Genomic DNA, 23452 nt, shown 5'->3' with positions numbered 1-23452 from the left:
GCACTTCCAAAGGAACTTAAGGGTAGGCTTTTACTGTGTGCATAAGAGCAAGAATCATGATACTTACTTAAAGCCAAATATTGAATTTTCAAGGTGCATAGAGATTATTAATCTGCGAAGTTTAAGTGAATTAAAACAAAACAAGGGTGTCCTAATCCAAAAAACCTGTCCCATGCTCTTGGAGTGGGGTGTACAATATGACCTTTGAAAAAATCCCAACTAAGAATAAATTTTATCAGCATAGGCCAAATAATTGGGAAAACAAATAGTATAATAAACGTTAGTAGTTTAAGCCAAACAGGGTGATTACTAACAAAGTCTTTATTGCTTATTATATTTATTAACCAAGACAAAACTGCAAAATTTATACAACTATAGCTAATAGTTTCTAACATATAATCAGTAATTTTCCTTTTTTCCGTTGGCACAAGCAGATTCCAAACTTTAGTTGAAACAAACCCAGGTACAAAAAAGAATAAAAACAGACTAAGCTTATCTATGTTAAATATATCCAACAAATATCTTCCTTTCTAAAAAAGCTACTTTTGATATTTATTCTACATTTATTGATAATATCCTGCTAAAAATTGTAACTTTTAATGTGTTATTTCGGGAATTTCTCTTTGCCAGAAGCTATTTTTGTTGATTAATAGGACGGTCAACGCCCTTTACATATTAATTTCAATATAAAGTATCATGGGGAAGTTGGTAAAAAATCAAGAATATAGTAATGTCAGTTATCCTGCCACTTAACATTTATAACCGGGGTGGTCGTGTGCTTTACTCGGCTTAAAAATCTTTGTAACCCTTATGGTTGTTGGCTTATTGTGTATACACGATTGTTAGTCGTGGTATTTTTAACGTGGAAAAGGGGTAAAATTAATCCCTCGTCCTTGCTTGGTGTGAATATGGGTGATATTTCGCCTTGGCTTTTAAATATGCTTCGTGGGCTTCCTCCGGCGTTTCAAAATAGCCCAAATACTTTGTTTTGCCGTCAACTGTTATCCTTGCCCGGTACTTGCCTTTATACTCTCCAACACCGGGTAAATTGCTTTTATTCTGCTTGCGTGTACCCCTCATGTTTTGGTTGTTCTCGCTGTGTGTGGCTAATCTCAAATTCCAACGGCAATTATTCAAACCGTTCCAATTTTTATGGTCTACCTCAATTTTGGGGTCTGTAACGTCCATAATCAAACGGTGTAGCCTTATTTGCTTTCCGTCAACATTGGTCGTTACATACCATGTTTCGCCCCTCTCGGAATATCTCGCTGTCCATGTGCCGGGTACGCTGTCCGCCTTGGGTAAATCCTCCGCACTTATTAAAGCGTACATTTGTTGCCCTTTTCCCATAACCCATATATAACAAATGTCGTCTATCACTTCATAATAATTTTTCACCGTTCCACCCCTTTCTGTATATATTATAGTTACAATTTATCTATATAATGTATGTGACAAAGGCATTATTTATAGACTTATAGGGAATTTTTGTATATAATTTATATTAGTAGAATACTATGTGAGGGGGCTATATAGTGAATAAAAACACAATACAGAATATCATTGACGATTGTAAGGTTATGTTGAGGAAATATGGTGATATTCCATATGATAAAGTTTTTATAAAGACACAAAAAGAATTTGGTGAAATTGGTAGGAGATATGGTATTACAGGTGCAGACGTATTTAAAATATTAATGGAAAATTTCCCAAGGAGAAATGATAAATGAATGCAACAAAATCGTTAGGGCATGTATTAAAAGCTTTTGCCAATGTAGTTAAAGATTTGTTTTATAAAAATCCTGTACTTTTTTTAGTATTAGTTTATTTGTCCGATTTAGGAATAAGAAGCTATATAGAAGCTGGATACTCAAAAATATTACTACTCGACATAATTATATTGGTTGTATCTATAGGTATATATATTTCTACAAAAAGTATCTCGCAAACTACTTTAAGTTTTATATTAGGACTTTTAACTGTTTATACAATTGATTGGGAAAAATCAAGTATTACATTATTTATGATACTATATATCACTTACTTTATAATAATATTTTTTATTGGAAGTGTTAGGCTGTCGGCGAAACAAGAAACTATTTTAATTCAGGCAACAAATAAGTTAGCGGATTTATCAGATAATAGAGATTATAAACATGTCTTCAAAAGGCTTAAAAAAATATCTTTAGTAAATACCAAGTCAAGCCAATTAACAATTATAGAAAAATCTGAAGTTATTAGGTATTTAGCATTTAGACAAGTTGCTATAGGAGAATATGAAGACGCAATAAACACTGTTGAATTAATCAAAACAGTTTGTCAAATAGACTTAGGTAAATCATGTGAATTATATTATAGTTTATATACATTCAGTAAGAATAAATTATCAACAAATAATCATTCAAAAGAGGTTATCAATATATTAGATAGAATTTTGACAATTCCAATGCCCCACGAAGAGTTCTTTAATATATTTAGACAGACGAAGAAATTATTATTCCAAGATAAAATTAACTTAAATGATTATTTTATTAAAATTAAACTTTTAGCGATTGACGGTTTTGACGAAGACGAAATAATAGGTGAATTAAATGATTCTTATATGTAAAATTTAAGCAGGGGATTAAACCCCTGCGTCATTCTTCTTTAAGCCTAATAATTAGTTTATTTGGTTCTTCCTCAACAATAATCTTTTTTCCTATCTTAAAACCCAATAATTCAAGCCATTTACCGTGTAACTTAATAAAGGGATAACATATTTCTCCAACGTAATTATAATATACCGTTAATTCTCTCAACGCTTGTTCCTCCCCTTCATTGATATATGGTTTCCTTTCTGATTACTTATAGTTTCTAATGGGTTAAAATTATCAAAATTCCGCTTTAAATCGTCGCTGAACATGTTTACATATTCCCGGACGGTTTCAATGCTTGAATGTCCTAAAACCTTTTGAAGCCGGAATATATCACCACCATTTAATATCCAATTCTTGGCGAATGTGTGGCGGAATAGGTGAAGGGACGTTTTATTAACCCCACGCACTTTGTTATATTTTGAAATGGCATGTTTACAGGAATTTTCGTCAAACTTGCCGCCATAAGCATTACAAAATAAAAAGTCGTCTGCTTCGCCGTTCCTTATAGATAGGTATTCCATTAGTACCTTTGTAATGGTCTTGGATAACGGCAAATGACGTTCACGCCTTGACTTGCCGTGTCTTATCCTTACAATGGCTTCGTCCATAAGAATATCACCAACACGGATATTTACAAACTCACCAACTCGAACGCCTGTAGCCAATAGGAAATTAACAGTTACCCAATTTCTATACTCTGCAAAATCCTTCATGTTGGGTTTATCCAGTAATAGCCTTAATTCATGGTCTGAATAGGTTTCCTTTATTTTCTTGTCTGCTTTAATCAGCTTGATTTTGAATTGGGAACAATAGCCCAATGATTGCCAATAATAAACAAACGCCCTAACTGCCCGGATTGAAGTATTAACGGTTATGTCGTTTACTTCGGTTTCTTCCTTTAAATATAGGATATAATCGTCAATGGTGGTTTTTGAAATATCCGCAATGTGTTTAGTCTTTGCATTTTGTAGAAATGCTTCAAACTTGGCAAAATACGCTTCATAATATACAATTGTTTTCTCTGCCAAATTCTTAATTTTGCAATGGGTTGTAAACTCCTTAAACCCTTCTTGAATTGTTTTTTCCTGCTTTGATTTTGATTGAATAGATAGTTTTTGCCTTGCCATATGGTACACACGACCCCTCGTTTTTTATTAGAAAATCGTGTGGATTGAAAAAGCGTCCCGAAACCTCGGAACGCTTGATATAACTGTGGCGGAGAGAGAGGGATTCGAACCCTCGGTACGCTATTAACGTACACACGATTTCCAGTCGTGCGCCTTAGACCAGCTCAGCCATCTCTCCATCTATGCGGCTTTTATGCCTATTCAACTTTATAAACTGTAAAATCTATGTGTACAAACACATGATTAGTTACTTAACGCTTAAATAGTATACCATGGATTTATTTTAAAAGCAAGAGGTAATTTTGCACAAAACTCTTTATGGACATAAGAAGTCATAAATATGATGACCACCCTTAGGTGAGTGGTCATCATTAACTAATTTTGCTTTTACTATTGTAATACTCTATTGTACTTCCCCTTAATTCATCGGAGCTTTGAGTATTTCTTTCAAATCTGCCAGAGGTATCTCAAATTCAAGAGGCTCATCATCTGTATATACCAGTGACTGATAGAATATTACCAACTTGTCGTCTTTTAAATAGTATGCTTGATTCTCATCCAAACCGGTAAAATCTTTATTGGTTTCAACCTCTAAGTTATTGAACTGTGCTTGTACTATTGCATTTAGCTTATCTTTATATGTTCTAATCTTAAATAAATCCGCTAATGGAATGTCTTCACCGCTGTTGAGGTCAAAATTAAAGGTGTCGATAGTAATGTCTGTATAATCGTCGTCTTTTATATAAGATTGAATATAGAATTTTATGCTAAGTTTTTCTTTTGATCTGTATGTAACTTCATACCATACCGTCAAGGTTTCTTCCAGTCCAAGATCTTCACTAATGCTGATCAAGCTCTTGTAATCCTCAACTCTTGCTGCCAGAGTGCTATTGATTTTTTCTTCAATCCTCTTGTCAATCAGGTCCTTTATTACCGGATAAGTAATTACCGTAACCAAACTATCATTGTTTTTTTCTTCAGATACGCTTTCCACCTGATACTTATCGGTCAATTCAGTCGCCTGAAGCTTGTCCTTGTCTTTGTCACCCGAACAACCCACAATGAGAAAAGAAAACAAAAGCATTAAAACTACTAATTTCTTCACCAGATTCCCCTCCACTTAATTCAAAAAATTAATATCATTATTCAATAATAATATAACATATTATTATCAAAACATAAATAAAAACTTTTCAACTTCCCTAAAAGACAACGACAAACCTCGCCGAATTCTCTATTTTATAGCATCTTTTAAGGCTATATTTGCTAATTCAAAAAATTCTTTTACATGAATTGACGCTCCAGATATTGCATCAGTATGTCCTTCATCATCTTTATACTTTATAGCTGTAGGATCTTGCTTCTCTACAAGGTATGCTTCAACCTTTTCAGCTTGCTCATGCCATTCTGCCTGGGCTCCGCCAAATTCTACCATTTTATAACCGCCGTTTTTCGATAGTGTATCTTTGTCGTCGCCGCCATCCTTGTGGATTGCATTCCAGTCCGCCGATATAATTTTTCCGTCCTTTACCTCTATAGTTACAGTGGTCTTCCATCCTGTTTCATCAAAAGCATCTGCCTCGGCATAATATCTGCCATCCTTATATTCTTTTGAACCATCATCTCGAGTGCTCTGAATTTTATTACATCCCACCAACACTCCTGCTACAACTATTGCCAATCCTGCAGCTAAAATCCTGCGTTTTAGCATAATTAATCCTCCTTTGAATTAATATTGAATTTTTCATCCAAAATTAATTAAATATTATTATCAGCTAATTTATCGTCATTTTTTAATATCGATTTAACAGCCCTGATCATATCATCAATACCACTTTGAAGCTACTATTCCAACATACTCCTTAATGGAAAAATAAAACTTTTGTAAAGCTTCCGCTGACGGAACAAAATCCATAAAATTAACTCTTCTTATACTGTTTGTTTGATAATCGGTAGGATATGGGATAACATACACCTCATTTTTTCTAAACTGCCTTACCGCTCTTTCCATATGAAATGCTGATGTTACCAGTATAGGTTCATTAAAACCGTGCTTTTCAATCAGCTCCCTCGTATAATTTGCATTTTGAGTGGTATTTAAACTTCTATTCTCAACAATTATCTTTTCCTCGGGGATACCTAAGCCCAGCAAAATATTCTTTGCAATTCCTGCCTCTGAGTTTTCGTGTCCGGGAATCTGCCCCCCTGAAATAATTATGGGAACATCCAGCTTGTGATAAAGCTGTATACAGGTCAATAGCCGATTCGATGCTATACTTGACAGATGGCCTCTTCCATTCACATTTGGGGTATCGGCATAGGCGCCTCCTCCAAGCATAATAATAACATCACCCCTAAATTCCAAAGGCGGTTCATATCTTCTCTCCAGTGACCAAATTAAATTATCGCATATTATAGGCGTAGAAACCGCGTAGAGTATTACGGCTATAATAACAAAAAACTTGGTAACCTTTAAGCTTTTCTTCTTATATTGCCAAATTGAAGCTGCTGCCAGCAGTAAAATTATACACCCCGGAGGAAGTATAAAAGTCTGATAAAAAAACTTAACCAGATACAACATTCTATTCACCCTCTTTCAACCCCATACCTGCCATTTGTGGCGGCTATTGCCATATATATCTAAATAGCGGTTATGTCTCTCCAATTATCTATTACAAGTTTTACAAGATACTCTGCCGTATTCTTCCGAAATGGCATCACATGACCATGAAACGGGTAGTAGGTCAAATAACTATAAAGCGTCTCAAAGCCACCTTTTTCCCATTCCTCCATATGGGGAAGATAACCCGTGCATCCGTTTGTATAACCATTGAAAAACACTAACGGATCATTTACTTTTTCCTGCACTTCAATTGCTATCTCTGCAAATATTTCCTCAGGAACACCACAGAAACACCCGTTATTCAGTTTAAAAAACTGCAATTCTCCTTGAAGAGTCTGTGTATTTATCCCAGCCTTTCGAAGTCTTTCACATTCACCAAGCCAATTGGCGCCATCGATTCCACAAGTATTTAGAGCCTCTTGGGCAATTCTTTGGGCTTCAGTTTCTGAAGGAACATCCGAAATATAATTTATTTCTCTTGAAAACATTCGAATGTCTTCTATATTGTCCAATTTAAATTCCAATCCCTTTGCAGAATCCACAAGAATATCAGCTATCCTCTCCAAGTCTGAAATTTTTCCGCCAAATATTTTATGCACTCCAACTGGTTTAACATTCCCTGCCGCGCCTTGAATTAGTATTACCGGACATGAAAAATAGCTGCGCAGTTTTTCACGGGCTATACTAAAATAATCACTTGAAATCCGACAATTATCACTCATCAAAATATTGGCATGAGCTGTAATTCTTAAAACCACAGCAATTGGCCTACCGCTCTTTGAATCCACAAGTTTCAATGCACCAAGCCTATTATCAACGACAGTGCAGCCTTCTCTTCGATTTTCACCTATCCATGTATCAGCTACAGCCCATCCAGCTTTACAAGGTGAATAATTAGTTTTAGCATCATCAACGCACTTTAAAATTTGCTCGCACAAATAATTGAAATATAATTCCCCATTTAATGCAAAAGAAGATGGAGCCGGTGCTGAATGTGTATGTGAAAAATTAAGCATTACATGTGAAATTACTGTATTTAGATGATTTGCAACCCTTGTACGCAAATCATCTGCCAGTGCTTTGGTTAGCCCAAGACTATCAATAGCAACAAGGCAAAAAGTCTCACCACTTTTTTGAAACAGCAGTATTTGTGCATAAAGTGGGTGTAAAACTCCCTGAGACCGATTATCTTTTCTATAGCAGCCAATTAGTTCAACTTGAAAATCAGGCGTTATATCTACTTGAGAAAATGCAACTTGACATAATTCGCTCATTATTCCACTTACCCTCTCAACTCAATTATCACCGGTAAAATTCAACAATTATAGATAATGTAATATTATATTATAGAATGTCCTTAGTCAATAAAGCCAGTGAAATTGTCCTTTGGTTTGACAATACTGATATTATTGCTTACGGTCATAAGGATAATATCGGCAATAAGGTTGACGTCATTTGTGGTACGGTTCACCATTGATAATTTTAAAGGATCTGTACACCTGCTCAAGAAGTATTAATCTTGCCAACTGATGCGGAAATGTCATATCCGAGAGTGAAAGCCTAAAGTCAGCCATATTAAGAAGATCTTTATCTAGACCCAACGACCCTCCGATTACAAAAGTGATATTGGATTTGCCTGAAATGAAAAATGAATCTATCTTGCGGGCCAATTCCTCCGAGCTCAACTTTTTGCCGCAAACGTCCAAAACGATAAGGGCTGCTCCCTCTTTCAGTCTCTTAATAATCCTCTCACCTTCGCGTTTTTTTACCTGTTCTTCCTGCAGGCTACTAAGATTATCCGGTGCCTGCTCGTCACTAACTTCAATTATTTCTAGATTGCAAAACTTGGAAAGTCTTTTGGTATACTCATTTATGCCATCTCTCAAATACTTTTCCTTTAGCTTTCCCACTGCAATTATTGTAATTTTCATGTGTTTATGCTACTCCATTCAAATTTCTACTACCTGGCCAACCCTGTCCCTTAAAGCTACAGAAAGCCTTATGTCCCTTTCTATATCTATGTTTTTCTCTTTTAGTATGTTGCGTACAGTCTCATAAGCCAGCTCCGGAAAATTGTTTTCTTGGCTTAAGTGCCCCAAAAAGAAGCACCTTGTTCCCTTTTCCGCGAGATGTGCCACAACCTTGCCCGCCATTTCATTGGACAGATGCCCCCTGTCTCCCAATATCCTCTTCTTCAGATGCCATGGATATGGACCTACCTTCAACATTTCTATGTCGTGGTTCGATTCTATCAGCAAAACATCGCTTCCCTCAATGCATTCCAGCAAATCTCTATTCATATGTCCAATATCTGTAGCTGTTGTTATCTTGTTATTGTCCACAAAAAAGTTAAAACCTACCGGTTCCGCAGCATCATGAGGTATCGGGAAGGGATTTACAAGCACATTTCCTATCTCAAATTCCTTTCCCGTGTTAAAATACATTTTATTCTTAACATTTATAGGGCCTATCTGCTTTTCCATAGCCGCCCATGTATTCTCATTTGCATAAATCGGTACGTCGTACTTCCTTGAAACTATTCCTGCACCTCTAACGTGGTCGCTGTGTTCATGCGACACTAAAATAGCGCTTAATTCCGTGGGCTTCTCGCCAATTGAAACAAGCGCTTCTGTAATTTTTTTACCGCTAAGTCCTGCATCAATTAAAACTTTAGTTTTACCAGCTGATAGGAAAATTGCGTTGCCGCTGCTTCCACTGTACAAGCTGCAAAATTTAATCATTTGTAATCTCCTAACTATTAATCCGATTAGTTAATCCCATCTATTCTTTTCTTATTATCTTTGCACCCAACCTCTTAAGCTTTACTTCCAGGTCTTCATAGCCTCGGTCAATGTAATTTATATTATACACCTCGGTATCACCTTCTGCAACAAGTCCAGCTATAACCATAGCTGCGCCGGCCCTCAAATCCGTAGCCTTTACAGGTGCCCCCGAAAGCTTTTCAACCCCTTCAATAATTGCAACTCTGCCTTCGACTTTAATTTTCGCTCCCATTCTTTTTAGCTCATCCACATACTGAAATCTTGAATCCCAGATTCCTTCGGTCACAGTGCTTGTTCCCTTGGCCAGACAAAGCAAAACCGATGTTGGAGGATGCAGGTCGGTAGGAAATCCGGGATAGGGCAGGGTCTTAATATTTGCCTTTTCTATTTCGTCAACACCGATAACCCTTACATAGTCTCCGCCTTCCTGAATCTCTACATTCATTTCAATAAGTTTTGCACTCAATGACTCTATGTGTTTGGGAATTATATTTTTAATAATTACATCTCCTCTAGTGGCTGCTGCGGCAACCATAAAGGTACCGGCTTCTATCATATCCGGAATTATTGAGTGAGATGTCCCTCCCGCCAAACTTGAAACACCCTTTATCTTTATAACATCGGTTCCCGCACCCTTTATATTGGCTCCCATTGCATTGAGGAAATTTGCCACATCAACTACATGGGGCTCCTTCGAGGCGTTCTCAATAATCGTCAGTCCTTCAGCCCTGACAGCTGCGAGCATTATATTAATGGTAGCCCCTACACTTACTACGTCCATATATATCTGGCAGCCCACCAGCCTTTCGGCTTCAAGCTTTACAATACCGTGATCTATTTTAACCTTTGCTCCTAATGCCTCAAATCCTTTAATATGCTGATCTATCGGTCTAAACCCGAAATCACATCCTCCCGGTAGTGAAACCTCCGCTTTTTTAAACCTACCCAAAAGTGCTCCCATTAAGTAATAGGATGCCCTTAAGCTTTTCACCATATCATATGTAGCAGTATATGAGTTTATATGCTGAGAATTTATAGAAAGAGTATCCTTGTCTTCAAAATTAACTTCCGCTCCCAAGTCTCTTAATATATTAATAAGTATTTTTACGTCACTGATATCCGGAATATTCTCTATCGTGCACTGACCATCAACCAATATGGCTGCAGGAATAATCGCTACGACAGAATTTTTCGCTCCGCTTATGCTGACCTCACCTTCAAGAGGTCTTCCTCCTGTAATAACAAACTTTTCCAACCAATACGCCCCCACCCGTATACTATATCAAAACCAATTTGTATAACTTTTCAAGTCAATTATACTACTAATTAATGTTGTTTGCATACAATAAATTTAAATAATCTTATCTTTACATACTTTTATTCTATTTCAGTTCCATCATACGCCTTAAAAAACTTATTTTGCTTCTTGCCTTTATCCTCATACTCAATACGCCAAACAGGAATATCATCCAATTCCCTGCTTCCGTCACCCATTTTATGCTCTTTAAAACCCAGATCAATCTTTGTAATGGTAATATTTTTTATAGTGTCATAGTGCCGTATCAGTACTTGGTGCACGGGCATGACCTTTTTGCTGCTGATTATGCTGTCAATCTTCCTGTATCGTAATTCAAGATATGTCACGCCTCCATCTATTAGACCCACGGCAATATAGTTTTCATGAATCCAGAGGCCCTTATATTTCTGCTTGAAGATATAAGTTTTTTGGCTATCCTTTTCCTCAATCATATCCAGATGATAATCCATCACCGGTATTTCTGTCCCTTTAAGGACATTGGACACAAAATTCAATATACCCTCTGCATTATTCAAACCTGGTACAGCGCTTTCGGGTTTACCGTCCCTAAAAACAATGGAATACTCGTCCAAAAAATCCAGTTCTTTACTTCCATCCTTTATCTCAAGCCTTCCCGATAAATTTTTTATTATCTTTTCTTTGTCAAGGCTCATGTCGTCGTAAGTGAGTGTTCCCATACTTCCATTAAAATTCGGTATATCGCAGGTTATGGCGACACCTCTCTCCGCCAAGGCCTGCCGGGCATCATAAATAGTATCCTTTGTGATGCTGTCATTGTCTATCGTATATATAAGGATAATAGTGAGAAAGACATTCAGAAGAAAAAATAGAATTATAAAAATACTCTTTGTCTTAGCCCAGTCCATATCTATTCTCCCTCCTAAGGTTTCTTTTGCATAGGAACAACATACTGTCTGCCCTCAATGGTCTCAATTATCCAGACAGGCTCTAAGCTCTGACTGTTTATGCTGTATTTAACCTCATATGACATATTTATATCCTTTACAGAAAAATCCTTAATATTTATATCTTTATACAGGGTAAATATATCATCAAACAAACTTTCAAATTTGACATTCAGCATCAGGTTATCCTTGCCCAACTTAAACTCCTTTAGCACCCAGTAGCAGCTCAAAACCCTCTGACTATTAACATCTACTGTTATGGCATGGTTCAGTTTATTTTTGTCCTTGTTGTTTACCGTATATTCATTAAACGACACCGCCATATCATTATATTTATAATCAAAAGTAAAGGTGTAATAATTGTTGTTCTCCTCAATTCCCGATAAGTAAATATCGACCCCCGATACCAACTTTTCTCTGTAATTAATAAACTCCAATGCTTTCTTTAATGCCTCAATTTCGCTGCCCTTTTCGTAGCTATTAATTGCATGAAGATATTTATACTCCAAAAGGCCATCTCTGTAAATCCTATATATACTGCTTAAATTTTGGAATACAATGGTTTCATAAATATCAACACTTCTTATGTAATCATCCTCATCCTCTCCAAGGACAGTTTTTGCTATATCATTAAGGTCCTGACTGCTATTTGGCTGGATATTTCTTATTTTCTCGGGAACCTCGCAAATAAGATTCTTGTAATTTCTGAATTTTGGTCCCTTCGCAACTATCAAAACATCCGGGCTTAGATATTGATACACATAGTTTGCTACATATTCCTTAATAACTCCGTATTCCTCAATATCTTCTTCGTAGAGATTCGATATAATATCGTCATAGTCCTTTATGGACAAGCCCTTCGCTACAAAGGGAACCACATATTTATTTACCTTCTCACCGTCAAATACATATATTGTAAGATTTTTATTTATGTTTTCCGACGGAAGGATTGCCATTTTATAGATACCCTCAGATTTGAACCCAGATACCCAGTTCTCATTAAGAAATGCCGCCAGAAGCTCAGAGTTTATGCAGGTTTTAAATTCAAAGACGAAGGATTTCTTTAATACTACATCCCCCCAAAACTCCTTGCCATACTCCCCTTTCGAAGATACATCTTTGTCAGTCAAAAGGTATTTTATATAGGCTTTAGCATCATTCCACAATGGCTTATAGTATTCATGATTTTCTTTAATTACCCAGTGGGGATTTTCAAACCCTTCCGAAACCACAACTCTATAGGGCTCGAAAGCATCTCCGATGTCATACTCCGTTTTCCCCTGTGCTTTGTTAAAAATGCCCCATAAAAAATTAGTAGGCACTCCTCGATTTTGATAATACCAAAGGATACCTACCTGTATAAAACTTGTTATTACTAACAAAAACAGTATGTACAACTTAATTCTTTCACGACTAAACCATTTCATCCAAATCCCAGACCTTTATGCTCCGAATAAATTATCTAACATATCTGTAATTCTAAGAAATCCGTTCTTAATTGAATTTCTAATGCTCTTGTCCAGTAGTGTAACGGTAAAAGTGTTTACCTGCAAATTCTCTCCTAAAACCAATTCTGCTTTGTCCATTTTTTCCGAACCCTGATATGCCGCAATTCTTATCCTGTTGGCTCCTTTCTTCGGAAGCTCGATCTCCTTCATAAAGAACCCCGAAGCTCCTATTACCCATGTGTCTTCGCCATCCAAATTCATGAAGGGCTCAAACTCTTCTGTCTCCTCATTGTACATAAGAAGCTTTACTGTTATGTCCTGCTTGTCGGAATTGCCGCAAATTACATAAGACTCTTTAAAAGTGGTTTCGTCTCCTTCAGGACGAGTAATTGTAACAAGAAATTGTTTGGTATCTTCAGTCTTCTTATCGGATATCAAATCAATTTTCTCGTTTGCAAATACTGTCATGAACGTACTCATTGAAAATATGACGATTAAAAGCAAAACACTTATTTTTTTAACCATAAAAAGCACCTCTTAGCTGAGAAATAAAGACAAAATCAAACTTTATCTCCCCTAATACTAATCTAATTATACTATATTACTGTTACAAAATTATTACACAGCATTTAAGATTCAGTTACACGTTGGCAACTTTACAGTAACCTCCGTTCCCTTTCCCTGTTCACTTGCCACAGATATCGTTCCTTTATGAGCCTCTACGATTTCCTTTGCAATTGCCAATCCAAGACCCGTACCGCCCATTTCCCTCGAACGCGCCTTATCTGTCCTGTAAAACCTTTCAAATATTCTATCAATATCATCCTTGGGAATTCCTATCCCCGAGTCAGCCACCTTGACATAAACATCACTGTACATCTTTCCGATATAAACTGTAATTTTACCGCCTTCAGGAGTATACTTTATGGCATTGGTAAGAATATTCAAAACCACCTGCTCAATGCGATCCCTGTCTGCAACAATCTCCATTGCCTCACCAATAGTAAAGCACTCCAGTATTTGATTTTTGTCTGTCGATGCAAATCTAACCTTTTCAATGCAATTTTTCACCAGAACATCAAAGGAAATTTTCTGCATATCCCACTTCATTTGATTATTATCTAGCCTAGAAAGTTGAAGAAGATCCTTTACAAGCCTTGTCATTCTGTCAGCTTCCGAATTGATAACGCCCAAGAATTTCTCAGCTATTTCCCTATCTTCCAAAGCTCCGTCCAGCAATGTTTCGGAATAACTCTTAATCGAGGTCAAAGGTGTCCTTAATTCGTGGGATACATTTGCAACAAATTCCTTACGCATGTTCTCGAGCTTTTGCTGTTCGGTTATATCATGAAGCACGGCAATTATACCGTCTGCATTATTTTCCTCATCAGTAAAAAGAGCAAAATATATTTTTACATATTTTTCATCAATATTAATACCGACTTCCTTGGCATTGTATATTTCAAGGTATTTAACCTCTTCTATTGAAACATCAAGATTATACTTCTTTGAAAATTCGTTGAAGTCAAAGTCAAATTCACTAACCTCCAGTATTGTTTTCGCTACCGGATTAATATGGATTACCTCTCCGTTTATATTAAAAGCAATTACGCCATCGGTCATATAATTGAGAATAGTCTCAATCTTGCTTTTTTCCCTGGATATTTGATTTAAAGTATTTCTAAGCTCCATACTCATAAAATTAAAAGCCTTTGTAAGCTTTCCTATTTCATCGTCGGATTTGACCTCCATCACCTGTCCGAAATCTCCCGCCGCCATTTTCCTGGCCTTATGCATAAGGTTGACAATGGGAACAGTTATTGTCTTCGATAGAGCATATCCAAAAATCAATGCCAGTATGACGGCAATAAGAAAGCTTAGCTTTATTATACTGTTAAAGGCTTCTATGGCTCCAGCCCATTCCTCCCGGTCATATCTGAAGTATAAAATATAATTCGTATTGCCAATTCGTCTTGCATAATCAAAAAAAGCCTTATCGTCAATTCTGATTAACTTTCCTTTATCTCCTTTACCTCCTGCCAATGCTGCAAGATAGTTTCTTGACTGTATAATATCCTCCCTCAATGTTTCCCTGTAGGGCATTTTTACATCGGAATACACTATTTCATTGGTGTTTTTATCAATTATAGTAAACGTTCTGAAATTGTTTATAAAAAACAGGGACATTGCATTTGCCTTGTTATTGGCAGTTAGGTACGAAACAATCTCTTCTCTTGTGGGTTCGTCCTTATCATCTATGCCCCAATATTCAAAACCATTCTCAATTCCTGCTTTAAAGGTATTATAAAAAAACAATTCAACAAAATGGTTTAATGATACACTTGCGGAAACTGCCAACACCAATGCCAAAAGTATAAAAATAGTTACAAGTCTCCACTGAAGGCTCCTTAGAAACTGCAAACGCTTCAAAACCATACCCATCCTCACACAGTCAAAATTTTCTGATTTCTTGCTCCCTAACTAACTTTGTTAAAGTAATATCCTACTCCCCTTTTAGTCATAATGTAAAAGGGATTGCTCGGATCCTTCTCAATTTTTTCTCTTACCCTTCTTACAGTAACATCCACTGTACGAACATCACCGTAGTACTCATAACCCCATACCTTTTCTAAGAGACTCTCCCTTGAAAATATCTGTCCCTGCTGCAAAGCCAAGAATTTAACAAGTTCAAACTCTCTTAGGGTAAGCTCTATTACCTCATTGTTTCTTCTTACTTCATAATGCTCAATATCTATTTCCAGTTCTCCACACTTCAAATAGTTGCTTTGCTTCTTTTGTGTCTCCGATGATGAAGCAACTCTCCTTAAATTGGCCTTTACCCTTGCCATCAGCTCCCTAGTACTGAAAGGCTTCGTTATATAATCATCTGCTCCAAGCTCCAACCCCAATACTTTGTCAACTTCCTCTTCTTTGGCAGTAATCATTATAATCGGAGTGGATATACTCTCCCTTAACTTGCGGCAAACAGTAAAGCCGTCCAATTTCGGAAGCATTATATCCAGCAGTATCAAATCCGGTTTTTCACTTAACGCAAGTTCGATAGCCTGTTCGCCATCGTTTGCCTCAACCGTGGAAAATCCCTCTTTTGATAAATTAAATTTAAGGATATCAACTATATTCTTCTCATCATCAACAACAAGAATTTTAGCACTCACAAAACACACTTCCTTTCATTAATGATTGAAAGATATCATTGCTACCATACCTTCCATTATAACATTAAAAACAAAAATAAGAACATATATTTTACGACAACATCACCAAATAATTGAATTTTTATATCCCCCAACCTGTTTTTCCTCAAATAATATAAAATATTGCACAGATTATATTGATATTATTCCATTATGTGCTATAATTATATAAGATGATTGTCCTTTTTTCCTTCTAATGTTAGTAGCTTTCTTGCAGAAAATAATAAAATTATACCAAAGGGGGCTGCATGTCATGTCCAAAGAGCTAATGTATATTATCATAACTAAGATGCACCTCAGGTTAAACGACTTAATCGAAAAAAATGATTTTAATCTTTTAAATGAAAAAGTTTTGCACTATAGCCAGCGATTAGACAAAGTTCTGTCCCTTTACGATAGGGTTGTACAGAGGGACAAGTCCTACGCTTTCAGCCTTAGTCATCTTAATAAAGCCGCAAAATGCAATTAATAAAACATGACATAAAACAAAAGCAGTGTTTAATAATAAAGGCTCGGGACATCGAGTCCCTTTGCTTTTGCTTCTTTAATTTCATTTCAAGAGGCCAAATAAATAGACGTTTTACATTCAAAACGTCTATTTTTAGTTTCCTTTCATTAAATACTTAAACAATCTCAATTACCATTCTCTGCCTTTTTGTAGGTGGGTACAATAAGTTTAATATACTCTGAAATCCCTTCTGAATTTGTCACCATAATGTCCTTTAGGCAGTCCAGCTCCCTCCTGAGCATTGCAAGATCAATGTGAACAGGCTTTGCAATATAAATCTTGTTGTTCTTGGTTGCCTTAAGCCCCTCTTCGCTAAGTAGAAGCTCTTCATAAAGCTTTTCGCCAGGTCTTAACCCGGTATATTCGATCTTTATATCCACATCCGGCTCAAAACCCGAAAGCTTAATAAGGTTTCTTGCAAGATCACGGATTTTCACAGGCTCACCCATATCGAGTACAAATATCTCGCCGCCTTTTGCCATTGCTCCTGCCTGCAGCACCAATTGCACAGCCTCCGGAATTGTCATGAAAAATCTGGTAATCTCCGGATGGGTAACCGTTACCGGACCTCCCATCTCAATTTGCTTTTTAAACAACGGTATAACGCTTCCGTTGCTTCCAAGCACATTACCGAATCTTACTGCAACAAACTCGGTTTTACTGGTCTTGTTTATCGACTGAATAATCATTTCTGCGATTCTTTTTGTCGCACCCATAATATTTGTAGGGTTTACAGCTTTGTCCGTAGATATGAGCACAAACCTTTTAGCTCCGTACTTATCCGAACACTCTGCCACATTCATAGTACCAAATACATTATTCTTTATTGCCTCTGTTGGATTGCTCTCCATAAGGGGAACATGCTTGTGGGCTGCAGCATGAAATACAACATCCGGCTTGAACCTTTTGAATATACTTTCCAGCCTCTGCTTTTCTCTAATATTGGCAATCACTGTGTCAAGCTTTAAATCCGGATATCTATACAGCAATTCATTTTGAATTTCGTAGGCATTATTTTCATAATTGTCCAAAATGATAAGTCTCTTCGGCGAAAAACCTGCTATCTGTCTGCACAGCTCCGAACCAATTGAGCCTCCTCCTCCGGTTACCATCACTACCTGTCCCTTTAAATAAGCGCAAACATCTTCAATATCAAGGTTTACAGGCTCCCTTCCCAAAAGGTCTTCAATATTGACATCCCTTATCTTTTGCATGACAACAGATTCATCAATTAGCTGTGAAACCGATGGAAGTATCTTCACCTTGCAGTCTGTCTGTGCACAACTGGTGTATATATCGTTTATTTTTTTGTGACTGGCAGAAGGCATGGCAATAATAACCTCATCTATATGCAGTTTTTCTATTATTTTTGAAACGTCTTTTGTATCTCCCACAACAGGAACGCCGTTTAATTTCTTTCCTATTTTAAAGGTGTCATCATCGACAATCCCCACCGGAGTACTCTTAAGCCCAGGATGAGACTTCATTTCCCTTACAATTATCGCACCAGCATCCCCGGCACCGGCAATCAGCACCCTCTTTGAGTTTGTAAAGCGAATCATTTCCCCTTTGATAATCCTTCTAAACACCCTATAGGCAAACCGAATTCCTGTAATCAGAGCTGTATCTGTCAAAATACATATTAGGAATATGCTTCTGGGCACAGATGTTTGAGACAAAAACACATAGCATATCATTATTGAGTTGCTGATAAATGATGCAGCAACCACCATACCCACTTCATATATTCCGGCATACTTCCACAGACTGTTGTAAAGCTTCATCCAAGTAAAAGTTATAAGCTTGGAAATTGTCGCAATCAAGGCAAGCTTCAACAGGTGTTCGGTGAAGCGCTCCGGAATATTTGCATAATTTAAGTCAAACCTCAAAAGATACGCAATAACAAGCGATATATTTACTAAAATTGCATCAATAGCAATTAATCCATTTGCTCTGATTTTTTGTTTCATTGTAGACCCCCATGCGTTACGAAGTTGAATGCTGCTAAAATTTATAGTTAATTACTCTTGTTATGTCTATTTTATTATAACAGATTAAATACAAAAAACAAAAATAAATTTTTGTTAAACCAGGTGCTTATCTCTATTGCCATTATGTTTTTCTATCAAGCTTTAGCCTAATTAAAACTTTTCTTAATTCCTGAGTGATAAATAGTTGCTTTTGAACAATCTCAAATACAATGGAAAAAGTAAAATATACAAAAATGCCTAAAGCAATTTGCAAAACTACAGTACCTGCCCCAGCACCCCACACATTACCTGCAATTGAAACAAACACCACCATAATCATTCCGCTTACCAGATATTTAAGACATGGTTTAATATATTGAATCATATTAAATTCATCCTTAATTTTTATTGACTGATAAATACATATTAAAGCTTCAGAAAGAACAGATGCAATCGCTGCGCCAAAAGCTTGAAAAACCGGTATTAACATTGCATTCAACATAATATTTAATATAGCCGCATAAATTACAGACTTAGTATACAGGCTATCCATACCTTTAGGAAGAATATATTGGGTTCTAAATACATTTCCCCATGAAATGAAAATCAATATAGGAATCAATGCTTTAACTAATATAGCCGAATCCACAAATGATTTTCCCAGATATAACGGAACAAAAGTATCTGCGATCCCAAATATACCAAATACACACCCAATAGTCAAAAACATTGTAAATATCAATGACTTTTCTATATACTTTTCAGTAGCCTGCTTTTGTCCAGTCGCAATCAGATTAGTCATCCTTGGGAGCATGACGGTTCCAAGGGATGTAATAACTGAAATAGGTACTCTTGCAATTTTGTTGGCATTTTCATAAAAACCTACCTGCTGATTATCTGCCATCAGCCCCAGCATTGTCTTGTCCACAATTGAAAACAATTGAATTGCAAGTACAGGAATAAAAAGCATAACAATAGGTTTAAATCTTTTCACAGCTTCATGAGTATCAATCTTTATTCTCTTGACGTATTTACTTAGATTAAACCACATAACAAACTGACTGAAAAAAGTTGAAGCAGACATTATGAATACATATCTATTCAAATCATTAGGTTCTTTAATAAACACAAAAATAAGTACCAAAGAAAGCACCTTAACTAATAAATTTCTTGAGACGGTTACTTTAAATTTTTCCATGCCAAAATAAAACCAATCTATATTAAAGCAGGATGACACCAGCATTACCAGCTGTATCACCAATAATGTTTTTATCTCATCATGGGTGGTTAATATGAAGCATGCATATATACCAAGAGATATAATTGACATTATTAACTGTATAAGGTATATTTCAAAGAATACCTTGCTTCTTATCGTTTCATCCTTATTAACTTTAGCAATTTCCCTTTTACCGTACAGTTGAATTCCCAGCAGAGAAATCAGGATAAAATAACTTACAATGGAATTGCTGTAGGCATAAACTCCTACACCTTCCGGCCCCAATACTCTCGAAATGTACGGCATTGTAACAAAGGGTAGTATCAAAACAAGAATCTCATATATTGTCATTAAAATTACATTTCTTCTCATATTATATCTTCCTACCAAATTACTTTTTATCTCGTTATATTTTTCTTTAGGTATTCTATTGCTTCATTTCTAATTCCTTCGCATATTTTCTTATTTCTAATAATATCAATTCTATCATCCACATTTGAAAGGCGGCCATTATAAATGCAGTTTTCCATATTAAAAAGCTTTAATAAATCAATTATCCTTGAGTCTCTTCCTTTGTTGCCTGACAAAAAAGTAACAAAATTTTTCTCAAACAGTATCGCAAACACTGTTGCATGGAAGGAATCCGTAAATATATATTTGGCATCATAAATTGATTTTAAATAATCAAGGGGCCCGCCAAATATTTTTACCTGAACATTTCTATCTATAAAATCCTTGAATGTTATGCCCCCAGCCAGTTTCACATTCTTATATTCTTTAAGCGCCGCGCTCTTATTATATTCGCTTTCAAACTGTCTTTTTGTATTATGGTTTAAAAAATAAGTGCAAATATTGCTATTTTCGCTCCGATTGTTTGGGTTGATCAAACTTATCCATTCTTCTTTAGGTATCAAAAATACAGGGTCACAAAGTACTTTCGCATCTTTTCCCGTCAGATCACGAATGATTTTTGAGCCCTGCTGTTCTCTAACCGAAATTTCCGGAATTCGCGCCAACAAGCTTGAATAGATCTTTTTCTTGTCTTCGTCAATAGCCTCCAGACCAAAACTTGATGAAAAACTAAATATCCTGCTCTCATCTTTAACGAAATCCATAAAGTATGTGGTATCCATGCCATTTATATTATAATTCCATACCTGGTCGCTGCCAATTATATATTTGTCATACTCCGGAGAGGCGTTTAGTATTTCTTCTCTTGTATCATACCCCTTTTTGCTCAGCATTGTATTTTTTTTGATAAACCCTTCGAATGATGCCTTCTTAAATTTAATCATAGGATAAGCACAAAGCAATTTTATAATGCTTTTAATATTGATTTTCTCTTTTCCTCTCCTTGTAATCATGGAAATGGGTTTTACATTATTTTTAATTACCCAGTTTCTATAATCAATTATTTCAACCTCAGCCCCAAGATTCGAACAAGCTTTGTACAATGCATAGCATTGCATTACAGCGCCAAAATTCAATGTATTATGATAAGTCAGTATTCCTACCTTCATTTTCAAAACCTTCCTACCTTATTTTTGATTTAACCCAACGCTTAATTTTTGTAATTATCCTTATTAATGTCCCCGGCAATAGCCGATAAATAGCAAGCTTATATTTACTGCTGCTCTTTCTTAATAAGGGTTTGCCCCTCCATGGGGTTAATTGCAGTATTCTTTCATATTCACTTCTATACGGATGAACACATTCTTCTTCCCACGGTCTGCCCACCACCCACGACGTGAGGTGTATTATCGCCGGTGACGACACTGCATCATCAAACTCTTTTTTTGGGTAATAATTCTTCACACCATAAACACTGATAAATTTCGAATACTTGAGAAAAAACATTCCGCTCATCACATTATACCTGGGGTGAAGGGCTTTAATTTTACCCTTGCAAACTTCATTAATTATTGTCTGGTCATGAAACTTTATTTTCCCGTTCGTATTTTTTATAAACTCTAGGCATTTTTGAACGAATTTATCTTCCCTACATTTTTTTAAATTCCATAGAGTCACTCCTGCATTAATGTGAAAACAGTGTTCCTGGTCCTCGTTGCAATCTGCCAAGTCTATAATCGATTTAACACCAGCTACATAATAGTTTTCAATGTCCACAGAAAATAAATCCGATAAATTTTCTCTAACCAATATATCTACATCCAAATACAATGCCTTGTCCACGTCATCGGGCAAAACATCAGCTATTAATAATCTTGCATAGGTAGCCAGGGATAGATGGTCGACATTCACATCTTTTCCCAGCCGTTTTTCCAAGTTGTCCAAATTGTGAATAATGATTTGAGCATTACTGAATTTATCCCCTATTGCTTTAATTTTCTCAATACTATTTTCTGAGATATCGTTGGATAAAACATGGATACACACTCCGTCAACCTTAGAATGAACTTCTAAAATCGAGTACATCGTAACCGCCAACTTATCTGCATAATTCTCATCACTGGACAAAACAATATTCAAAATTCTTTTACTGTTCCCGGTTATGGTCAACTTCAAAACCTCTTTCCATTTTATTTTGGTAGTTTAGTGAATTACAATAAACGAAGCCAAAAGCTATTACCAACCAATTTATTACAGATACGGAAACGTTGTTGCCAATCAAGGCCATTTCCGAGGATTGCTTCAACATAGTTATAATTAAAAACACTGCACTCAACTTTACTGCCTCTACATCTTTAAATTCCAGGTACCTGTTCCATACACTCCATAAAAAGTAGAGAAACAGAAACAACCCAATTAATCCTGTCCTAATCAAAATGCTCATATAAGTGTTATGTGACGAAAGTTCAGCACCGTAGATTGTGGTTGGTGTCACATGATGGCCGCTTCCTAAAAAAATATTTCCTTTCAGGTAGTACTCAAACATATTCGACCATATAACATCTCTACCTGAAAAAAATCTACTCTTAGTATATCTTATCGCATATTCATTCAATAAATCTTTATACTCGGAATGAGATAACATAACGTAAATTACCGGTATCGATATAATGAATATAACCATTAGAATAAACAAAATCCTATATAACTTTTTATGGTCAAAAACCCAATCTACAGATAATATTAGGAACAACAGAACGGGAAATAACAACATAAATGTCCTTTCTCCGTCAATAGCTGCAATAAGTAGCCATATACCCATATATAAAATCTTGCCGGGCTTCTTTGTCTTCTTATCAAGCAAAATAAAATATAACAGCAAAAAAAAGAATGCTGTTCTAGATACCCATTGAAAATCAATACCGGATAACGATAGTCCAACTGCTAATATCATTAAAATTTTAGTACCAATCGATATATATCGAATAAATGCCTCTGTATTTTTAAGATTTGTGCTGAAATTCATCAATACCAGGAAAAACAAAATACACGCCATATATAACAAGCCGTTATATATCGATGTAAAATCTTCGTAATAAGCAAAAAGAACAATAGCATTAAACAAAACCAATGCTAAATCTGCATATATTACTTTAGAGTTAAAGAATTTAGTCCTGCTCTTTAGCAAGGGAATAAATACAAGCACCAAAACAAAACTAAAATATAACAATATTCTGGGTGCAGACGGCCCGGAATTTGCAAATGTAATAATAAATACCAATATGCTCAGAAGCAACGGCTTGGTTCGAAAAGTAATATCATCGAGTATGGACATTATACCTCCATCCTC

General features: G+C 36.0%; 25 protein-coding genes and 1 tRNA gene. 4 read left to right on the top strand and 22 right to left on the bottom strand.

Annotated elements, in window-relative coordinates; all coding sequences use genetic code 11:
• Positions 1–208 (top strand): hypothetical protein (locus EFD62_RS17880; RefSeq protein WP_206659758.1); only part of this gene is annotated, 208 nt, incomplete at its 5' end.
• Here EFD62_RS17880 and EFD62_RS18325 read toward each other — a convergent pair.
• Together EFD62_RS18325 and EFD62_RS14670 are read right to left on the bottom strand one after the other, a co-directional pair.
• Positions 108–515 carry a DUF6338 family protein gene (locus EFD62_RS18325; RefSeq protein WP_407921095.1) on the bottom strand — a complete coding sequence of 136 codons (408 nt, stop codon included), beginning with the start codon at positions 513–515 and terminating at the stop codon, positions 108–110. The genes EFD62_RS17880 and EFD62_RS18325 overlap by 101 nt on opposite strands.
• 364 nt (positions 516–879) lie before the next feature.
• The gene (locus tag EFD62_RS14670) at positions 880–1398 is read right to left on the bottom strand and encodes an AP2/ERF family transcription factor (protein ID WP_128706364.1); all 519 of its coding nucleotides are present in this window, start codon (positions 1396–1398) and stop codon (positions 880–882) included.
• A gap of 137 nt (positions 1399–1535) precedes the next feature.
• On the opposite strand from EFD62_RS14670, the gene EFD62_RS14665 reads away from it, so the two are divergent.
• Complete coding sequence (locus EFD62_RS14665; RefSeq protein ID WP_128706363.1) at positions 1536–1730, top strand: hypothetical protein; 195 nt, start codon at positions 1536–1538, stop codon at positions 1728–1730.
• Positions 1727–2608, top strand: a complete 882-nt coding sequence (locus EFD62_RS14660; RefSeq protein WP_128706362.1) for a hypothetical protein — start codon at positions 1727–1729, stop codon at positions 2606–2608. The genes EFD62_RS14665 and EFD62_RS14660 overlap by 4 nt, the downstream gene beginning before the upstream one ends.
• Positions 2609–2636: 28 nt before the next feature.
• On the opposite strand, the gene EFD62_RS14655 is transcribed toward EFD62_RS14660, so the two are convergent.
• The 15 genes from EFD62_RS14655 to yycF form a co-directional block, all read right to left on the bottom strand.
• Positions 2637–2798, bottom strand: coding sequence for a SymE family type I addiction module toxin (locus EFD62_RS14655; protein WP_162302520.1), 162 nt, complete (start codon positions 2796–2798; stop codon positions 2637–2639).
• Positions 2795–3763: a tyrosine-type recombinase/integrase gene (locus EFD62_RS14650; protein ID WP_128706360.1), complete on the bottom strand. Its 969-nt coding sequence runs from the start codon at positions 3761–3763 to the stop codon at positions 2795–2797. The genes EFD62_RS14655 and EFD62_RS14650 overlap by 4 nt, the downstream gene beginning before the upstream one ends.
• A gap of 86 nt (positions 3764–3849) precedes the next feature.
• Positions 3850–3941 (bottom strand) — tRNA-Ser (locus EFD62_RS14645).
• A gap of 240 nt (positions 3942–4181) precedes the next feature.
• Entirely contained in the window at positions 4182–4868 is a 687-nt protein-coding gene (locus EFD62_RS14640; protein WP_128706359.1) for a polysaccharide deacetylase family protein, read from the bottom strand.
• A gap of 129 nt (positions 4869–4997) precedes the next feature.
• Positions 4998–5474 (bottom strand): FMN-binding protein, encoded by a 477-nt coding sequence (locus EFD62_RS14635; protein ID WP_069195351.1) that lies wholly within the window; start codon positions 5472–5474, stop codon positions 4998–5000.
• Between the two features lie 114 nt (positions 5475–5588).
• Positions 5589–6344 carry a YdcF family protein gene (locus tag EFD62_RS14630; RefSeq protein ID WP_069195352.1) on the bottom strand — a complete coding sequence of 252 codons (756 nt, stop codon included), beginning with the start codon at positions 6342–6344 and terminating at the stop codon, positions 5589–5591.
• Between the two features lie 59 nt (positions 6345–6403).
• On the bottom strand, positions 6404–7660 hold the full coding sequence (locus EFD62_RS14625) for a hypothetical protein (RefSeq protein ID WP_069195353.1): 1257 nt from the start codon (positions 7658–7660) through the stop codon (positions 6404–6406).
• A 177-nt stretch (positions 7661–7837) separates the two neighbouring features.
• Positions 7838–8317 (bottom strand): 23S rRNA (pseudouridine(1915)-N(3))-methyltransferase RlmH, encoded by a 480-nt coding sequence (gene rlmH, locus EFD62_RS14620; protein ID WP_069195354.1) that lies wholly within the window; start codon positions 8315–8317, stop codon positions 7838–7840.
• A gap of 18 nt (positions 8318–8335) precedes the next feature.
• Positions 8336–9127, bottom strand: a complete 792-nt coding sequence (locus EFD62_RS14615; RefSeq protein WP_069195355.1) for an MBL fold metallo-hydrolase — start codon at positions 9125–9127, stop codon at positions 8336–8338.
• Positions 9128–9167: 40 nt separating this feature from the next.
• Complete coding sequence (locus EFD62_RS14610; RefSeq protein ID WP_128706358.1) at positions 9168–10424, bottom strand: UDP-N-acetylglucosamine 1-carboxyvinyltransferase; 1257 nt, start codon at positions 10422–10424, stop codon at positions 9168–9170.
• A 122-nt stretch (positions 10425–10546) separates the two neighbouring features.
• A complete protein-coding gene (gene yycI / locus EFD62_RS14605; RefSeq protein WP_128706357.1) occupies positions 10547–11353 on the bottom strand; it encodes a two-component system regulatory protein YycI in 807 nt (268 codons plus the stop codon).
• A gap of 14 nt (positions 11354–11367) precedes the next feature.
• A complete protein-coding gene (locus EFD62_RS14600) occupies positions 11368–12714 on the bottom strand; it encodes a hypothetical protein (protein WP_235832666.1) in 1347 nt (448 codons plus the stop codon).
• 120 nt (positions 12715–12834) lie between these two features.
• A complete protein-coding gene (locus tag EFD62_RS14595) occupies positions 12835–13365 on the bottom strand; it encodes a hypothetical protein (protein ID WP_069195359.1) in 531 nt (176 codons plus the stop codon).
• Positions 13366–13476: 111 nt separating this feature from the next.
• Positions 13477–15276: an ATP-binding protein gene (locus EFD62_RS14590; RefSeq protein ID WP_128706356.1), complete on the bottom strand. Its 1800-nt coding sequence runs from the start codon at positions 15274–15276 to the stop codon at positions 13477–13479.
• A 41-nt stretch (positions 15277–15317) separates the two neighbouring features.
• The gene (gene yycF, locus EFD62_RS14585) at positions 15318–16016 is read right to left on the bottom strand and encodes a response regulator YycF (protein WP_069195361.1); all 699 of its coding nucleotides are present in this window, start codon (positions 16014–16016) and stop codon (positions 15318–15320) included.
• Between the two features lie 292 nt (positions 16017–16308).
• Between yycF and EFD62_RS14575 the strand changes: the two genes are divergently transcribed.
• Entirely contained in the window at positions 16309–16524 is a 216-nt protein-coding gene (locus tag EFD62_RS14575; protein ID WP_128706355.1) for a Spo0E family sporulation regulatory protein-aspartic acid phosphatase, read from the top strand.
• Between the two features lie 164 nt (positions 16525–16688).
• On the opposite strand, the gene EFD62_RS14570 is transcribed toward EFD62_RS14575, so the two are convergent.
• The 5 genes from EFD62_RS14570 to EFD62_RS14550 all read right to left on the bottom strand — a co-directional run bounded on the left by EFD62_RS14570 (position 16689) and on the right by EFD62_RS14550 (position 23437).
• Positions 16689–18533 (bottom strand): polysaccharide biosynthesis protein, encoded by a 1845-nt coding sequence (locus tag EFD62_RS14570; RefSeq protein ID WP_069195363.1) that lies wholly within the window; start codon positions 18531–18533, stop codon positions 16689–16691.
• Positions 18534–18675: 142 nt separating this feature from the next.
• Positions 18676–20124, bottom strand: a complete 1449-nt coding sequence (locus EFD62_RS14565) for a flippase (protein ID WP_069195364.1) — start codon at positions 20122–20124, stop codon at positions 18676–18678.
• Positions 20125–20150: 26 nt separating this feature from the next.
• Positions 20151–21272, bottom strand: a complete 1122-nt coding sequence (locus EFD62_RS14560) for a polysaccharide pyruvyl transferase family protein (RefSeq protein WP_069195365.1) — start codon at positions 21270–21272, stop codon at positions 20151–20153.
• A 13-nt stretch (positions 21273–21285) separates the two neighbouring features.
• Entirely contained in the window at positions 21286–22278 is a 993-nt protein-coding gene (locus EFD62_RS14555; RefSeq protein WP_162302519.1) for a glycosyltransferase family 8 protein, read from the bottom strand.
• Positions 22250–23437 carry an O-antigen ligase family protein gene (locus EFD62_RS14550; RefSeq protein ID WP_128706354.1) on the bottom strand — a complete coding sequence of 396 codons (1188 nt, stop codon included), beginning with the start codon at positions 23435–23437 and terminating at the stop codon, positions 22250–22252. The genes EFD62_RS14555 and EFD62_RS14550 overlap by 29 nt, the downstream gene beginning before the upstream one ends.
• Positions 23438–23452 lie beyond the last annotated feature (15 nt).

Origin of the sequence: Acetivibrio mesophilus (assembly GCF_004102745.1) — a bacterium.
Taxonomy (GTDB): Bacteria; Bacillota; Clostridia; order Acetivibrionales; family Acetivibrionaceae; genus Hungateiclostridium; species Hungateiclostridium mesophilum.
This window is presented reverse-complemented; position numbering and strand designations above follow the sequence as displayed.

What these genes read in the sequence shown, in the direction of transcription:
- EFD62_RS14660 (WP_128706362.1), top strand. Translation starts at nt 1,727, where the DNA reads ATGAATGCAACAAAATCGTTAGGGCATGTATTAAAAGCTTTTGCCAAT.
- EFD62_RS14650 (WP_128706360.1), bottom strand. Translation starts at nt 3,763, where the DNA reads ATGGCAAGGCAAAAACTATCTATTCAATCAAAATCAAAGCAGGAAAAA.
- EFD62_RS14635 (WP_069195351.1), bottom strand. Translation starts at nt 5,474, where the DNA reads ATGCTAAAACGCAGGATTTTAGCTGCAGGATTGGCAATAGTTGTAGCA.
- EFD62_RS14630 (WP_069195352.1), bottom strand. Translation starts at nt 6,344, where the DNA reads ATGTTGTATCTGGTTAAGTTTTTTTATCAGACTTTTATACTTCCTCCG.
- EFD62_RS14625 (WP_069195353.1), bottom strand. Translation starts at nt 7,660, where the DNA reads ATGAGCGAATTATGTCAAGTTGCATTTTCTCAAGTAGATATAACGCCT.
- rlmH (WP_069195354.1), bottom strand. Translation starts at nt 8,317, where the DNA reads ATGAAAATTACAATAATTGCAGTGGGAAAGCTAAAGGAAAAGTATTTG.
- EFD62_RS14615 (WP_069195355.1), bottom strand. Translation starts at nt 9,127, where the DNA reads ATGATTAAATTTTGCAGCTTGTACAGTGGAAGCAGCGGCAACGCAATT.
- yycI (WP_128706357.1), bottom strand. Translation starts at nt 11,353, where the DNA reads ATGGACTGGGCTAAGACAAAGAGTATTTTTATAATTCTATTTTTTCTT.
- EFD62_RS14595 (WP_069195359.1), bottom strand. Translation starts at nt 13,365, where the DNA reads ATGGTTAAAAAAATAAGTGTTTTGCTTTTAATCGTCATATTTTCAATG.
- EFD62_RS14590 (WP_128706356.1), bottom strand. Translation starts at nt 15,276, where the DNA reads ATGGTTTTGAAGCGTTTGCAGTTTCTAAGGAGCCTTCAGTGGAGACTT.
- EFD62_RS14575 (WP_128706355.1), top strand. Translation starts at nt 16,309, where the DNA reads ATGTCCAAAGAGCTAATGTATATTATCATAACTAAGATGCACCTCAGG.
- EFD62_RS14570 (WP_069195363.1), bottom strand. Translation starts at nt 18,533, where the DNA reads ATGAAACAAAAAATCAGAGCAAATGGATTAATTGCTATTGATGCAATT.
- EFD62_RS14565 (WP_069195364.1), bottom strand. Translation starts at nt 20,124, where the DNA reads ATGAGAAGAAATGTAATTTTAATGACAATATATGAGATTCTTGTTTTG.
- EFD62_RS14560 (WP_069195365.1), bottom strand. Translation starts at nt 21,272, where the DNA reads ATGAAGGTAGGAATACTGACTTATCATAATACATTGAATTTTGGCGCT.
- EFD62_RS14550 (WP_128706354.1), bottom strand. Translation starts at nt 23,437, where the DNA reads ATGTCCATACTCGATGATATTACTTTTCGAACCAAGCCGTTGCTTCTG.